Genomic DNA, 14,187 nt, shown 5'->3' with positions numbered 1-14,187 from the left:
GTGCGCTCTTAATTTGAGTGCACCTTTTTACAGCTCTATGATCTGCAAGTCTCTCGGGAAGGTTGTCAGCAATTCCGCTTCTCCGTTTTCATTAATATAGACTTCCTCTTCGATGCGAACGCCGCCATATCCCGGGATATAGATGCCGGGCTCAATCGTGAACAACATGCCTTTCTCAGCAATATCTTCATTGAGGTGATGGATTGAAGGGGCTTCATGGACTTCGATGCCGAGTCCGTGACCGACGCGGTTGTTGAAGTATTCACCGTATCCATTTTCTTCGATGACGCTGCGTGCGGCGATATCGAATTCTTTTAATGGTACGCCTGCTTTGACTGCATCGACGCCCGCCTGGGTGGATGTTTTGACGATATTGTAGATCTCTTTTTGCGTGTCGGACGCTTCACCGATGATGAATGTCCGGGTGATGTCTGAACAATATCGGTCACGGGTGATGACCCCGAAATCGATAAGCAGGAAGTCACCATTCTGCAGTTTTCTGTCCCCGGGTGTACCGTGTGGCAGGGCCGCCTTTTCCCCTGCAAGGACCATAGTGGAGAATGAAGGTCCTGCTGCCCCGTATTTCTTCATAAGGTATTCGAATTCCGCCACTAGATCTGCTTCCGTCATTCCTTCCTTGATTGTTTTGAGTCCGTCTTCGAGCACTTTTTCAATGATGTTCACCGCTTCTTTCAAACCCTCTATTTCCTCACGGCTTTTGAATGCCCGCTGATGATTAATGACAGGTTGGATATCGATGAATTCAGCATTTGGAAATGTTCCTTTCAATCCATTATGATGCGCTACAGTCGCTACGTTCATTTCGATGCCGATTTTCGCTGCTTTTTCTTTTATGTTGCTTTCAATGATTGTAAAAGGGTTTTGCTCATCGGATATCGAAACGATGAAATCCACCTTGGCGATACCCGCTGCAATCTCCTTATCGAGTGCAGGCAGGAAAAGATAGGTTTCTTCAGATCCGGTATCGATGAAAAGCGACATATAACGCTCATGTGGGTCTGCATAAAATCCGGTGAGATAATAGATGTTCGACGGGTCGGTGATTACAGCCATCCCGGTATTTTCATTTTTCAGATGTTCCGTCAGTGTGCTGATTCTTTTGAAGTAGTCGATAGTCATATAGTTAATTCATCTGCCTTTCTTTTTCGATCTCCTTCCACATCGCCTCCACTGTCTCTCTCCCGTGGATCAGGTCTTTGTGGAATTTCACTTTTGCGTTCTTTCTTTCGTTGTTGATGCTTGCAAGTGTGCATATGGCTGCTTCTTCGTCCCCGAGTATCCGGTGGGCTGCGAGCTGTCCCTGGTACATGGCGACTTTAGCGTTTTCTATGCCAGTTACGTTGCCTGCGACATATAGATCCGGGAGTTCGGTTTCCATCATCTCACTGTGAAGCGGGATGTATCCGCCCAGGGGTTCCGAATATACGTGCTTGAGGTCGAGCAAAGATCCGATTTCACTGAGCGGGGCGAGTCCGTCTGATATGCAGACGAAGTCGCACTGGATTTCTCGTTCCCTGCCAACGGGCCTGCCTTTAGAATCGGTCTTCTGCATTGTGACTGACTCCACTTTCTCTGTACCGTTTATACGGATGATCTTCTCCTTGATTGAGATTGGAAGCCCCATGGCTTTGACGCCGCCTTTAGGGAACAGTTTCAATGCTGCGGGATGAAGCGGCTTTGCTCTGCCGGCCACTCTCGTTCCGAATGAAATGAACTTTGAAGGGGCGGAATTGCCGAGTGAGACAAGTGTTTCGAATGCGTCTTTAGGTGTCTGGTCGTTGATCTTATTTTTCGGCGGCAGGCAGATTTTCGCAACTTCGATATCCGTATAGCCGAGCTCCATGGCGATGACCATGGATAATGGATTGATGCCGATGATGACGCCTTTATTACCCGGTTTGACCCGGCTGAAATTGGTGAGCACCTGGGCGGCGCCGACGGTCATGACACCGGGCAGATCCCAGCCGGGGAGTGGTGTGGATTTCTCCCGTGCGCCGGTGGCGATGATTAAAGATCTGGACTTGAAGACGCCTGCTGTCGTATGGACGGTATAAGTGTCATCAAGTTCCACATTGTACACGGAGGTGCTCAGCCGGATTTCACTCTTTCCCTCTGTCTCCATGATCAGACGGCGGGCGATTTCAAGCCCGTTCCACCATCTGCCTTTTTCCTCTTCATAGAGCTGTCCGAGGAGCCGGCCGCCTGCATGGAAGTATTCATCCAGAACCAGCACTTTCTGTCTTTCCTGCAGTATTTTTGCGGCACTCAGACCGGCCGGTCCTGCACCGATGATGATCGTATCAAACATGGCTGTCATCTCCTTTCACCAGATGTGGCAGTTCTGTCTGCTGTCTGACACTCATGCCTTCTTTCACCGGTGTCAAGCATGCTCTCTGGTTCTTTTCTCCGCCGATGGTGACGCGACACTCGGAACAGTGGCCGATGTTGCAGTAGAGGCCTCTCGGTTTGCCGTCCTTTTCATGGGTTCTGAGTGTTCTTATGCCGTTGGCGAGCAGGGCGGCTGTCAGGCTTTCCCCCTCCACACCGTAAATGGTTTCTCCGTTCCATTTGAAAGGGACAAATTCGTGCCGGATGGCCCCTAGTATTTTATGATTCAGTATCCGTTCTGTCATGATTCGCCCTCCCCTGAGAGTTCTTTCAATGAAATGGTCCGGATTGGCGGCTGTGATTTCAGATGCACATAGCCGGGAGACGCGTCATTCTGATCCCCTGTCAGCTTTTCGAGGAACGGCCCGCATGTACGCGAACCGCAGAATCCCATGCCTGCCCGTGATTTCAATTTGAGTTCCCTTGAATTATTCGTTCCGTTCTCCATTATATTTATAAGATCTGAATAATAGACATTTTCACATCTGCATACGACAAAATCGTCTTCCTGCCTCATATGGAACACCTCTTTTTCCCTTTTATCAATCAGTAAGAAAAAAAGATGCCAGCTACAGCCCGAATCTCTTCACTTTGGCATAAAGGGTAGGGCGGCTGATGCCGAGTGCTTTGCTGGCTCTCTCTACATTCTGGCCATTCTCCTCCAGCACATGCCTGATATAATCCGCTTCGATCTTTTCCACGTAGTCTTTCAGTTCCAGTTCTTCAGTGACCGAGGGCAGTGTGGCTTGTTTTGCATCTTCGCCGACTTCGGTCAGATACTGGTCGAAAATCTCGTTATTCAGTGCTTCCTCATTCGAGAAGATGACCAGTCTTTCGATGACATTGATGAGTTCCCTGACGTTGCCCGGCCAGTGGTATGCCTTCAGGTGGTTGATCAGCTGCTGGTTGGCGTATTTGACGCTTGTTCCGTACTTTTCGGACAGACTGTACAGATAGTAGAAGAACAGCGATTCTATATCATCCGGCCGTTCCCGGAGCGGCGGTATGTGGATGTTGACGACATTAATCCGGTACAGAAGGTCGGATCTGAAGTCATCCGAGGCGAGGAGGTCTGCAATCTTCCGGTTGGTGGCCGAAACCAGCCTGAAGTCCGCCGACTTCTCTTTGTTGCCGCCAAGTTTGAAGTACTGCTTTTCCTGGAGCACCCGGAGGAATTTCACCTGCATATCAAGCGGCATGTCCCCCATCTCATCGAGAAATAAAGTCCCGCCTTCTGCGAGTTCAATCTTCCCTTTGTTGCCTTCCCGGTTCGCTCCCGTGAACGCCCCTTTTTCGTACCCGAAGAGTTCAGATTCGAACAGATGGCTCGGAATGGCACCGCAGTTGATCGGGATGAATTCTCCTTTGACGGCACTTGTGTCATGGATTGATTTGGCAAAGAGTTCTTTGCCGACACCGGTCTCTCCGGTGATCAGTATGTTCGCATTCGTCTTCGCCGCTTTTTCAATCTGGTTCTTAACATGTTCCATGACGGAGCTTTTGTATATGATATTCCTGAAGTTCGAGTCTTTGAGCTGTTTCATGTTATCGGAGAGGACGCTGACTTTATTCTTCAGTGTCTCAATCTGCTCCTTCTGGAGCTTCTGTTCGGTGACGTTGACTTCGGAGACGATGGCGCCCTCAACTTCCCCGTCGATCAGAATGGGCATGGATTTTATATCTACATATATATTGTTTGTCGCCTTATGTTGTTTTTTTACGATTGTCTTATTCTCCCTGAGTGATTCCAGCATGACCAGGTGTTCTTCCCTGAAGACTTCCGTGATTTTTTTGCCGATGACATATTCATTGCTCATGCCGAAAATCTCTGCAGCCCTGTCGCTCCAGTAGATGACGTTCTCCTGTTTATCGATGATCGTGAACGAATGATTATGGAAATTGATCAGTTCTTTTATAAGCGCCTTCTCCAGCATTTCTAACATCCCCTTATTGTTAAATTACTAATAATAATTATATAAATATTTACAGAGTTAATCAAACTTTCTAGTGATTTAAGTTTTTAAGGCTGGCATCCTTTTTTCTTAGTAGTAATTGAAGGAGGTGGGGTGATTCATTGAACAGAGACATTTACGATGTATTGATCATAGGCGGAGGAATCATTGGCGCAAGCATTGCCTACTATACGACGAAAACCGGATTGAAGGTGGCTTTGCTGGAAGGGAGTACGCTCGCTTCAGGTACGAGTTCCAAATGCGATGGGAATGTGCTGCTGATCGATAAGGAACCCGGGTTCGACAGCCGGATGGCGATAAAGAGCCAGGCTCTGATCAGGGAGCTGTCCGAAGAATTGGAAATGAAGTTTGAATTCAGGCATCCAGGCAGCATCTTCCTGTGTGCGGATGACGATGAGCTCGAACAGGCACATGAGTGGGTGGACCTGCAGAATGCTGAAAATGGTGAGGATGAATTTTTCAGGAAACTGACGAAGGAGGACCTGAAAAATGACTCCAAATATTTTTCCGATCATCTTGTCGGCGGCATCGAATGTACGAACGATGCGACGGTTAACCCTTACATGCTTACTTTTGCACTGGTCCACCAGGCGAAGAAATATGATTTTTCATTATTTGAGAACACCCGGGTGACGGATGTTGAGCAGACGCATGATGGGAACTTCAAAGTGTTTTCCCACGGGGATGTATTCAAAACGAGGAAGGTCATCAACGCCGCCGGTGTCCATGCCCCGAAAGTTGCGAATATGCTCGGCATGGATGTTCCGATCAAACCGAGGAAAGGTCACATTCTTGTGGCATCCCGCTCGGAACTTATGGGAACGCGTAAAATTCAGGAATTCGGCTACCTGATGACGAAGTTCGGCAAGGAACGCAAGGCATCTAAGGAGATGAACGACTACGGCATCGCGCTCGTCCATGAGGCGACCGAGAGCCAGAATTTCCTGCTCGGAAGCAGCCGGGAGTTCACGGGTTTTGACACAAAAGTGGATCATAGGATCATCCAGCTCATCGCCCGTCGGGCCATCGAATATTTCCCGCAGATGAAGGATATGAATATCATCCGCAGCTATGCCGGCCTCCGTCCGTGGACGCCGGACCATCTGCCCGTCCTGTCCGAAACGAAGATTCCGGGCTTCTACATTGCAGCCGGGCATGAGGGAGACGGCATTGGGCTGTCGGCAATAACCGGACTCTGGGTATCCCAGATGGTGACAGACTCACTCGAGGACGACATCAGTCCGCTTGACATCAACAGGTTCAGGGAGGTGCACGCATGAATCAAAACAGCAAGCAGTTTATCACACTGGATACCCATACCGGCGGAAATCCGACACGTACTGTCCTGGCCGGAATGCCGGAGCTCGCGGGGGATACCATCCAGGAAAAGATGCTCGACATGAAAGAGAACCATGATTATATCAGGAAATTCCTTGTGAATCCGCCGCGGGGCCATGATGTCATGAGTGGTACGATTCTGCTGCCGGCTTTGCGGCCGGAAGCGGACTACAGTGTGATATTCATAGAGACGGGCGGCTATCTTCCGATGTGCGGACATGACACGATCGGGACGTGCACTGCTTTAGTCGAAATGGGATATGTGGAGCGGCAAGAACCGTTTACATCCGTCGTGCTTGATACGCCTGCGGGTGTCGTTGAAGCAAAATGCAAAGTGGAAAACGGTAAAGTTGAAGAAGTAACTTTTGTCAGCACGGAATCCTTTCATTTAAAAACGGTCGATGTCCTGTTTGAAGGCCGGAATGTAAGGTGTGACATAGCGTACGGCGGTAATTTCTACGGGATCATCAGGGCGGAAGATTTAGGCTTGTCACTCGATATCGCAAACTCCGAGGGTATTGTGGCGGCCGCAATGGAATTGCGGGATGTCATCAACAGTGAACATGACGTCAGGCATCCTGAATATCCCTTCATCAATAAGCTGACACATATGGAATTGTATGAAGAGGGAGAGGTGATCAGGAATACTGTGGTCGTTCCGCCTGGCGGTATCGACCGTTCACCGTGCGGGACAGGCACTTGTGCGAAAGTCGCGACTTTGTATAAAGAGGGCAGGATCAGTGAGAATGATGTCTTTATTCATGAAAGTATTACAGGATCACAGTTCAAGGCACGGCTCATCAGCTCTAAAGAAGAAAATGGCATCACATTCAACAAAGTGTCGATTACCGGTTCCGCCTGGATCATGGCCAGGCATGATTTTTATATGAATGAATCAGATCCATTACAAAATGGCTATTTGCTGATACCGGATATATAGGGGTGAAAATATGATTGTGAAAACAGTGAACAGCTATGACATCCATATACATGGCCAGCTTCTGCGGGTGATTGAAAAAAACGAGCTGAGGGCAGGACCTGAAGGGTTCGATGTAAAAAAATTGCTTCTGAACGAGCCGAGAGGAAGTAAATATATGAATCTGCTGATTTTTCATGAAGATGAGATTACGGGCGGTTTGACAGTCACTCTTGATTCAATCACCGGTATTGAAAACGAAGACGTTCTGTTGAAATCATTTGTTTCATCATTGGTCGACCGGGGCCGGATTGAAAAAAAGGAAAGCTACTCTCTGGATTTCAACGGCCGAACGAAGAAATATGGCCAAAATGAGCTCATTGAAACGCCATTATATGAGGTAGGTTTGACTGATGGTTTATATGAAGTGAATCACAAAAAGATAAAACTGGTGGAAACCGGGCTGCATATGGATATTCAATATATTACTTCGATCAAAAAGGAAATTGAAAAGCTGAATGACAGTACTTATGATTATCTGGTTTTAAGCAATGATGGGAAACATGCAACAGCGAATAAGAACAATGATATCCTGCCTTATCCAATCATAGAGGTGATTTCTCTTTTCTACAGAGAATTGGGGACTGAGAGAACAACAACATTGAATGGGGATGATATCAAAATCCAAAATGGCAGGTTCGAACATGCATATCAGCTGATATCGAACTCGCAGTTCTATATCGATCACACTGATATATATACAGAAGGGTTTGTCATTAAATAATTAAGGGGGATTCATATGACAAAGGAAAAGAAACTGCCGAGTCTCGGTGTCTTGCTCACGATACTTGGGATGTTTGTTGTCATAATGTTTGGTTTTATAGTTATTTTGAAATTGCCGATACAACTGGCTCTACTTGTAGTCTGGTTTGTGATACTGGGCTTTGGGGTGTACCTTGGCCACAATTATCTGGAAATGGAAAAAGGACTTTTAAAAGGTATCTATGAAGGCATGGGGGCAATTCTGATACTTATTGCGGTCGGCGCCCTGATCGGTTCCTGGATTGCCGGCGGGGTAGTGCCGACGATGATTTATTATGGTTTGAATATTATCAGTCCAAGTATCTTTCTGATGGCTGCCATGATTATTTGTGCGATTACTGCACTTTCCACAGGGACTTCATTTGGTTCTGCAGGTACAGCGGGGATTGCGATGATGGGTATCGGGGAAAGCTTCGGGCTGCCGACTTATTTAGTTGCTGGAGCAGTTATTTCCGGATGCTATGTAGGAGATAAGATGTCGCCCTTATCAGATACAACTGTAATGACAGCTTCGCTCTCAAGAGTGGATCTTTTCAGGCATATTAAGTCTATGTCATTCGTATCGATACCTGCATTTATCATTTCAGCGGTTCTTTACTGGATTGTGGGTGCAGTCATGTACGATGGGCAGGGGGATCTGTCGATTGCTGAAAATACCCTGACAGGTCTGGAGCAGAATTTCAATGTGTCCTGGATGATGCTGATTCCGGCAGTGGTAGTCATTATCATGCTGGCGTTTAAGTTGCCGTCAGTTCCAGTCATCCTATTTGGAGCATTACTGGGGAGTTTATGGGCGACACTGTTTCAGGGATACGGATTCATAGAAGCGATCCAGACACTGTATTCAGGCAGCGAACAGAGTACAGGAATCGCATTTATAGATAATCTGCTCAACCGGGGTGGCATCACATTCATGCTTGAAGTCATCCTGCTGATCATTCTGGCTTTGGGTGTCGGAGGTCTGCTCCAGTCAATCGGTGCATTTACAGTGATTGGCAACCTGTTCGCCAAATGGGCGAACAATACCGGAAACCTTACGCTTACAACGATGCTGGCATCATTCTTCGGTGTATTCTTTGGCGGCGCAGCTTATGTTTCTTTGCTTACCGGCACCAAAATTACTGAAGAGAACTACGACCGTAAAAATGTCAGCCGCACACTGCTGTCAAGAAACGTTGAAGCCGGAGGTACAGTAACCACTCCTATGGTGCCGTGGTCTGATGGCGGTGTTTTCATGGCAACCACACTCGGCGTAGCGACATTAGCATACCTGCCATTCTTCTGGTATGGGTTTTTAGTGATAATAATTTCACTGATATACGGTTATTTCGGATTATTCATAATGGAGAAAGATGATCATGAAAAAGCGAAAGATGAAGATCATGAAGAAAATGGAGGATATGAAATCTATGAAAAAACAGTTTGAAGGGGCATTCCCAGTACTGATCACACCGATGCATGAGGATTACAGCGTGAATTACGACGGAATGAAAGAGAACGTGCAGTATTATCTGGACCAGAAGGCGGCCGGCATTGTTATTGTCGGCAGCACCGGCGAGTTTGCTTCACTGGACGAGGCAGAGAAGAAACAGATCGTGGAGCTGGTGGGCCCGATGGTGAAAGATACCGATACGAAGCTTTTGGTGGGTATCGCCGACGAGCGGACAAGCAAGGTCATCGAGTATGCAAAGCACGCCGAAGACAATCATGCAGACGGCCTGCTGCTCATCAACTCCTTCTATCAGACGCCGACGGAAGAAGAGGCGTTCCATCAGTTCAAGGATGTGAATGATGTGGTGACGAAACCGATCATGATGTACAACAATCCATTCACTGCAAATATCGATCTGGAAAATGAAACGATTTATAAGATTGATAAAGAACTCGATAAAGTGCAGTACATCAAGGAATCGAGTGGGGACATCCGCAAAGTCCGGGCCATCGCAGATAATACGGATCTTGTCCTGTTCTGCGGCTCGGATGACCTGGCATTCGAATCATTCGTGCAGGGGGCGACGGGCTGGGTGTCTGTGGCAGCCAACATCGCACCGAACAGCGCGGCCAAACTGTATGAGCTGGTGAAGGCCGGCAAGTACGATGAAGCGAAGGCACTCAATAAAGATCTGCTGCCGCTGTGTGAATTCCTGGAGGACTCCGGCAAGTATGTTCAGATCGTCAAAAAGGCGATGGACCTGAAAGGTCTGAACGGCGGGCCTTCCAGAAAGCCGAGACTGGGTCTCGACGAAGAAGAGGTCAGTCAACTGAAATCACTGATGGAAAAACTGGATTAGGCAACGCACAGAGCACTATCCCCGTATGACGCATAGAGAAAGGAGTAGTCCGTTCCCCTTGGACTACTCCTTTAATTTTGGTTTAATATCTCATTTTTATATTTATTCACTGTTCTTCTGGAAAGGGTGACGCCGAATTCACACAGTTTCTTTGAAATTTTACTGTCCGGCATCGTTTCGAAGTCAGATAAGCTTTTAATCAGGTGCATTGCATAGCTGACAGAAGCACCGTTGCAGCATTCTTTCGACAGGAGTGACTTGATCGGGACAGTCCCTTTTGGAGTCGACACGAATTTACCCGAAAGCAGGCGGCTGATTGTCGCTGGGCTGAGGGAAGTCGCATCGGCCAGGTCATTCTGATTCAGGGGGTTTAAAAATCCTGAAGTTCCCAACAGGAAGTCCCTCTGCTTATTCACGATGATGGTCAGCACACTGCTCAGATACATTTTCCGGGCGTTCAGAATTGAAGCCAGTTCTTCATAATCCCGCCTGTATTTCTCCATTTCCTTTTTGAAATCCTTATCTTGTGACTGAATATCCAAAGGTTCGAATACGATGCAGTCTGAAAGATAATCATTGATGACAATGTTGAATGATCCATTTTCAACTGAGATCGTTGCATCTGGCTCCAGATATTCAGGTTCATCCTCCGAGATGGGGGAGAGGGAGCAGGATTCAGTAATAAGCCGGACATACTCGAACAGATCTGCTCTTTCATCATCCTCCAGGAAATCGAGGGCGCCGCTGTTGATCGCATCGAGGTTTGAGATGAACAGCGTGAACAGTTTTTCATTGTACATGTCCTGATTTCTCAGCTGGAATCTAAGAAAATCGTAAACATCCGTGCAGCCGATTCCTTTACGGTCATCATAGGCTTTCAGCATATTCAGTAGTCCTTGTACCTCTTCGGGCGAAGAACCGGTCATGTCAGAAACAGTTTTTGTATCCGCTTCCAAAAAGCCGGATGAATTAAGGGAATAAAGAATATACTGCATCGCTGTCTTCTTCTGTTCATCGAGGGTACAGTTGAAATGGGTGAACAACTCAGTGAAAATGCCGGTCGATTGAGTCTGATAGTGATCGGATAAAGCCGAGAGAGGAATCCTATCTTCGCTTATGTAGATCAGAGGGTTCTCATCACATTTATTTTTAATATAGTCGGTGAGTTCATGCGTGTCATACTTAAAAATACTGATGGAATTGTAGATGAAATTATTCAACGAAATACCAAGTTCATTCGCAACAAATGTATCAAGGTTTATCATTTTCAACTCTCCTTTATTCCTGCATGAAGCATTTAATACATACTAGCACAGACCATAGAAAGATTCTATATAACTGAACATATTATATGAAACGTTACAAACTATTAAAAAATATATAATAAATGAGTGTCATTCATATGCAATCCGAGGAGTAAATGAAAAATCCGAAGAATATATAAATATTCTCCGGACTCTGTTAGTTTATTCAGCGTTGCTTGTCATCTTTTCATTTCTTGCCTCTTTGATTCTGCTGATCGATCCTTTGGCAAGGCCTATGATAACCATGTCATCCATCGGCGGGTTGTGAAGTCCGGCGCGGACATTCCTGTAGTGACGCTGCAGTTCGCTGTCGGCGGACAGGCTTTTGGCGCCGACGACTCTCATTGCGAGATCGACGGCTTCCACTGCCTTATTGACGATTGAAGTCTTTACGGCACCGAGTTCATTTCCCATCTGCTGTCTTTCCTCGGCGCTGCTTTCATCCCACTTCCGCGCCACGGAATAAAGGAAATGTTCGGATTCCATCAGCATCAGCTCAACGCGGCCGAGCTTCTCCTGGACGTTCGGCAGTTCGGAGATCGTCCCTTTGATGCTGTTCGGTGAATATTCTGCTGCGAAATTCACTGAAGCTTCCTGTGCTGCACGTGCAATCCCCAGGTAGCATGCCGGAATGTGGAGGAGCCATCCTGCTGGTGACTTCCTGCCGGGTGTCCTGTAGGAGACGAGGTCTTCTGCTTCCACCCTCACATTTTTCATTATGAAGTCATGGCTGCCGGATGCGCGCATTGCGACCGAGTTCCACGTTTCATCGATATGGACGCCTTTAAGTGCAGTGTCGACAACAAAGTTGCCGACTTCATCTGTGCCTTCAATGGATGCACTGATGACCGCATACTTCAATATCGGCGACAGTGTGGCGAACGTCTTCCTGCCGTTCAGAATCCACTTGTCACCGTCTTTTCTCGCGGTCGTTTCCGGTCGGCCGCCCCGGGTCGGGCTGCCGGTCGCCGGCTCCGTCGCCAGGTTGTTGATGAGGGAGCCGTTTTCAATGACGTCAGCGACCACTTTCCTGTACTTCTCATCATCCCACGAGTGCTTCTCCCCGATATCCATGATGATACCCATATGCCAGCCGACGGACAGGGCCGTGGCGCCGTCATTTTTTGCGATGATCTCCTGATGCTTCATCAATTCATGAAGGGAAACACCGCCACCGCCGTATTCCTTCGGAATGGACAGCTGCGGATAACCGATCGCCTTTAGGGCTTCGAAGTTTTCAAATGGGAAAGTGACATTCTCGTCGTGCTCCCGTGAAGACTCCTTGAATTTTTTGGCCGTTTCCTCCGTCAACGCCAGCCGGCCATTCATATCAAGTTCCTGTAATGTATTCAAGATGATACTCCTCTCCTAAAACCAACAATTAGACTATGAATTACTCTATTATCGCATCAACTCAGTCGTTTTTTCAATAGTGAGTAAGAAATAATCACTTAATCCCTATTTGACAAGTAGGTAATAACCTTTATAATAAATATATCATTTTTATTATTCTGACTATACATAGAGTGGGTGACGTTGTGCTTAACTTAAGAAATTTGAATCTATCCTTTCACGGCAATAAAGTGCTTGAGGATATCAATCTGGAAGTGAAAAAAGGCGAAGTCGTCACATTGATCGGGCCCAGCGGTACCGGCAAGACGAGCCTGCTCAGGTGCATCAACCTGCTGGAAAAACCGGACAGCGGCTTTATTTCCCTGGGTGGACTTGATTACGATTTCAGCTCCATTAATAAAAAAGAGACATTGAACCTCAGAAGGAAAACGGCAATGGTGTTCCAGCAATACAATCTATTCAAGAACAAGACAGCCATAGAGAATGTGATGGACGCCCAGATGGTAGTCCAGAAGAAATCCAAAAAAGAAGCATATGAAAAAAGTATGAAAGAGCTGAAAAGAGTGGGGCTCGAAGCGAAAGTGGATGCATATCCGAACCAGCTTTCAGGGGGACAGCAGCAGCGTGTCAGCATCGCCCGGGCCCTTGCAGTGGAGCCGGAAGTCATCCTTTTTGACGAGCCGACTTCCGCACTCGACCCTGAACTGGTCGGTGAAGTCCTGAAATCCATCGAGGAAGTGGCGAAGTCGGGGATGACGATCATTCTGGTAACGCATGAAATGTCATTTGCCCAGGATATTTCGGACAAGGTCGTGTTCATGGACAAGGGACAGGTTGCCGAATCCGGCAGGCCGGAACAGATATTCAAAGAATCGGATAATGCACGGACACAGCAGTTCCTGAATAAATTCTATGCAGCAGCACATTAAGAGACAGGAGAGATGAATGATGAAAAAACTAATAATATTCACAGCGGTTCTGGGGGCTTTCCTTGCCGGCTGCGGCAGTGGCGGAGAAGAGAATGCGACAGCAAGTGAGGACGGAACGAGAACAGTTGAAGTGGCAGTCCCATCCTCATCGAAACCACTCAGTTATACGGGAGATGACGGTGAACTGACGGGTTACGAGGTCGAGATCCTGAAAGAAGTCGATGAAAAATTGGAGGACTATGAATTCAACATCCAGGGTACGAGTGACAGCGCGGCGGAAATCGGTCTGGATACCGGCCAGTATGACATGATTGCACAAGGGTTGATATTGTCCGAAGAACGAGAGGAAAGCTACCTGGTTCCCTCTGAACATAACGGATTCAGCCTGATGAAGATATTCGCGACAGCAAGCATGGAGGGAGAAATCGAAAGCCTCGATGACCTTGCAGGCAAGAAAGTTGTACCGGTGACACCGACAGGCGGTGTGTTCAACTTGTTGACGGCATACAATGAAGAGCATCCGGATAACCAGATTGACTTCAAGACATCAGACGGCGGCATTCCGACCTCCGATCGTCTGAAGGAAGTGGACGCCGGTACATATGATGCATTCGTGAACCCTTCCAACCTGGGACAGGATGAAATCATTGAACAGGGCGGACTGGACATACATATTACAGAACCCGTTGAAGTGAATCCAACCTACTTCATGATCCATGATTCGGAAGAGAACGTGGAATTGAATGAGCAGGTCGGCGAGGCACTGGCTGAACTGAAGGATGAAGGTGTACTGTCCGATATTTCGAACGAGTTTTATGGAGAGGATATCTTCCAGTACGAGGAGTAATCGAA

The 14,187-nt window shown here is 47.4% G+C and carries 14 protein-coding genes; 7 read left to right on the top strand and 7 right to left on the bottom strand.

Annotated elements, in window-relative coordinates:
- Positions 1 to 27: 27 nt before the first annotated feature.
- The 5 genes from ACKRAT_RS13145 to ACKRAT_RS13125 are packed head-to-tail and all read right to left on the bottom strand — an operon-like array spanning position 28 to position 4,343.
- Positions 28 to 1,140 (bottom strand): M24 family metallopeptidase, encoded by a 1,113-nt coding sequence (locus ACKRAT_RS13145; protein WP_411842828.1) that lies wholly within the window; start codon positions 1,138 to 1,140, stop codon positions 28 to 30.
- A 4-nt stretch (positions 1,141 to 1,144) separates the two neighbouring features.
- Positions 1,145 to 2,329: an NAD(P)/FAD-dependent oxidoreductase gene (locus tag ACKRAT_RS13140; RefSeq protein ID WP_411842827.1), complete on the bottom strand. Its 1,185-nt coding sequence runs from the start codon at positions 2,327 to 2,329 to the stop codon at positions 1,145 to 1,147.
- On the bottom strand, positions 2,322 to 2,654 hold the full coding sequence (locus ACKRAT_RS13135; protein ID WP_411842826.1) for a (2Fe-2S)-binding protein: 333 nt from the start codon (positions 2,652 to 2,654) through the stop codon (positions 2,322 to 2,324). Before ACKRAT_RS13135 ends, ACKRAT_RS13140 begins: the two co-directional genes overlap by 8 nt.
- Positions 2,651 to 2,926, bottom strand: a complete 276-nt coding sequence (locus ACKRAT_RS13130; RefSeq protein ID WP_046514337.1) for a (2Fe-2S)-binding protein — start codon at positions 2,924 to 2,926, stop codon at positions 2,651 to 2,653. Before ACKRAT_RS13130 ends, ACKRAT_RS13135 begins: the two co-directional genes overlap by 4 nt.
- 52 nt (positions 2,927 to 2,978) lie before the next feature.
- Positions 2,979 to 4,343, bottom strand: a complete 1,365-nt coding sequence (locus ACKRAT_RS13125) for a sigma-54 interaction domain-containing protein (RefSeq protein ID WP_046791133.1) — start codon at positions 4,341 to 4,343, stop codon at positions 2,979 to 2,981.
- A gap of 140 nt (positions 4,344 to 4,483) precedes the next feature.
- On the opposite strand from ACKRAT_RS13125, the gene ACKRAT_RS13120 reads away from it, so the two are divergent.
- From ACKRAT_RS13120 to ACKRAT_RS13100, 5 genes are read left to right on the top strand one after another with little or no spacing between them, the layout of a single operon-like run.
- On the top strand, positions 4,484 to 5,662 hold the full coding sequence (locus ACKRAT_RS13120; RefSeq protein ID WP_411842825.1) for an NAD(P)/FAD-dependent oxidoreductase: 1,179 nt from the start codon (positions 4,484 to 4,486) through the stop codon (positions 5,660 to 5,662).
- Positions 5,659 to 6,660 (top strand): proline racemase family protein, encoded by a 1,002-nt coding sequence (locus tag ACKRAT_RS13115; protein WP_046791131.1) that lies wholly within the window; start codon positions 5,659 to 5,661, stop codon positions 6,658 to 6,660. Before ACKRAT_RS13120 ends, ACKRAT_RS13115 begins: the two co-directional genes overlap by 4 nt.
- Before the next feature lie 10 nt (positions 6,661 to 6,670).
- A complete protein-coding gene (locus ACKRAT_RS13110; protein ID WP_411842824.1) occupies positions 6,671 to 7,420 on the top strand; it encodes a hypothetical protein in 750 nt (249 codons plus the stop codon).
- Between the two features lie 15 nt (positions 7,421 to 7,435).
- Positions 7,436 to 8,884 (top strand): Na+/H+ antiporter NhaC, encoded by a 1,449-nt coding sequence (gene nhaC / locus ACKRAT_RS13105; protein ID WP_411842823.1) that lies wholly within the window; start codon positions 7,436 to 7,438, stop codon positions 8,882 to 8,884.
- Positions 8,868 to 9,749 carry a dihydrodipicolinate synthase family protein gene (locus ACKRAT_RS13100; RefSeq protein WP_411842822.1) on the top strand — a complete coding sequence of 294 codons (882 nt, stop codon included), beginning with the start codon at positions 8,868 to 8,870 and terminating at the stop codon, positions 9,747 to 9,749. Before nhaC ends, ACKRAT_RS13100 begins: the two co-directional genes overlap by 17 nt.
- A 71-nt stretch (positions 9,750 to 9,820) precedes the next feature.
- On the opposite strand, the gene ACKRAT_RS13095 is transcribed toward ACKRAT_RS13100, so the two are convergent.
- Positions 9,821 to 11,014 (bottom strand): hypothetical protein, encoded by a 1,194-nt coding sequence (locus ACKRAT_RS13095; protein ID WP_411842821.1) that lies wholly within the window; start codon positions 11,012 to 11,014, stop codon positions 9,821 to 9,823.
- A gap of 201 nt (positions 11,015 to 11,215) precedes the next feature.
- Positions 11,216 to 12,406: an acyl-CoA dehydrogenase family protein gene (locus ACKRAT_RS13090; protein ID WP_411842820.1), complete on the bottom strand. Its 1,191-nt coding sequence runs from the start codon at positions 12,404 to 12,406 to the stop codon at positions 11,216 to 11,218.
- Between the two features lie 185 nt (positions 12,407 to 12,591).
- Between ACKRAT_RS13090 and ACKRAT_RS13085 the strand changes: the two genes are divergently transcribed.
- Positions 12,592 to 13,335, top strand: coding sequence for an amino acid ABC transporter ATP-binding protein (locus ACKRAT_RS13085; RefSeq protein WP_411842819.1), 744 nt, complete (start codon positions 12,592 to 12,594; stop codon positions 13,333 to 13,335).
- A 16-nt stretch (positions 13,336 to 13,351) separates the two neighbouring features.
- Positions 13,352 to 14,182 carry a transporter substrate-binding domain-containing protein gene (locus ACKRAT_RS13080; protein ID WP_411842818.1) on the top strand — a complete coding sequence of 277 codons (831 nt, stop codon included), beginning with the start codon at positions 13,352 to 13,354 and terminating at the stop codon, positions 14,180 to 14,182.
- Positions 14,183 to 14,187: the final 5 nt, after the last annotated feature.

It is taken from the genome of Salinicoccus sp. HZC-1 (genome assembly GCF_046736035.1).
Taxonomy (GTDB): Bacteria; Bacillota; Bacilli; order Staphylococcales; family Salinicoccaceae; genus Salinicoccus.
This window is presented reverse-complemented; position numbering and strand designations above follow the sequence as displayed.

Coding starts and splice junctions, on each gene's coding strand:
- ACKRAT_RS13080 (WP_411842818.1), top strand. CDS start 13,352: ATGATGAAAAAACTAATAATATTCACAGCGGTTCTGGGGGCTTTCCTT.
- ACKRAT_RS13130 (WP_046514337.1), bottom strand. CDS start 2,926: ATGAGGCAGGAAGACGATTTTGTCGTATGCAGATGTGAAAATGTCTAT.
- nhaC (WP_411842823.1), top strand. CDS start 7,436: ATGACAAAGGAAAAGAAACTGCCGAGTCTCGGTGTCTTGCTCACGATA.
- ACKRAT_RS13115 (WP_046791131.1), top strand. CDS start 5,659: ATGAATCAAAACAGCAAGCAGTTTATCACACTGGATACCCATACCGGC.
- ACKRAT_RS13135 (WP_411842826.1), bottom strand. CDS start 2,654: ATGACAGAACGGATACTGAATCATAAAATACTAGGGGCCATCCGGCAC.
- ACKRAT_RS13125 (WP_046791133.1), bottom strand. CDS start 4,343: ATGCTGGAGAAGGCGCTTATAAAAGAACTGATCAATTTCCATAATCAT.
- ACKRAT_RS13110 (WP_411842824.1), top strand. CDS start 6,671: ATGATTGTGAAAACAGTGAACAGCTATGACATCCATATACATGGCCAG.
- ACKRAT_RS13145 (WP_411842828.1), bottom strand. CDS start 1,140: ATGACTATCGACTACTTCAAAAGAATCAGCACACTGACGGAACATCTG.
- ACKRAT_RS13100 (WP_411842822.1), top strand. CDS start 8,868: ATGAAAAAACAGTTTGAAGGGGCATTCCCAGTACTGATCACACCGATG.
- ACKRAT_RS13095 (WP_411842821.1), bottom strand. CDS start 11,014: ATGATAAACCTTGATACATTTGTTGCGAATGAACTTGGTATTTCGTTG.
- ACKRAT_RS13140 (WP_411842827.1), bottom strand. CDS start 2,329: ATGTTTGATACGATCATCATCGGTGCAGGACCGGCCGGTCTGAGTGCC.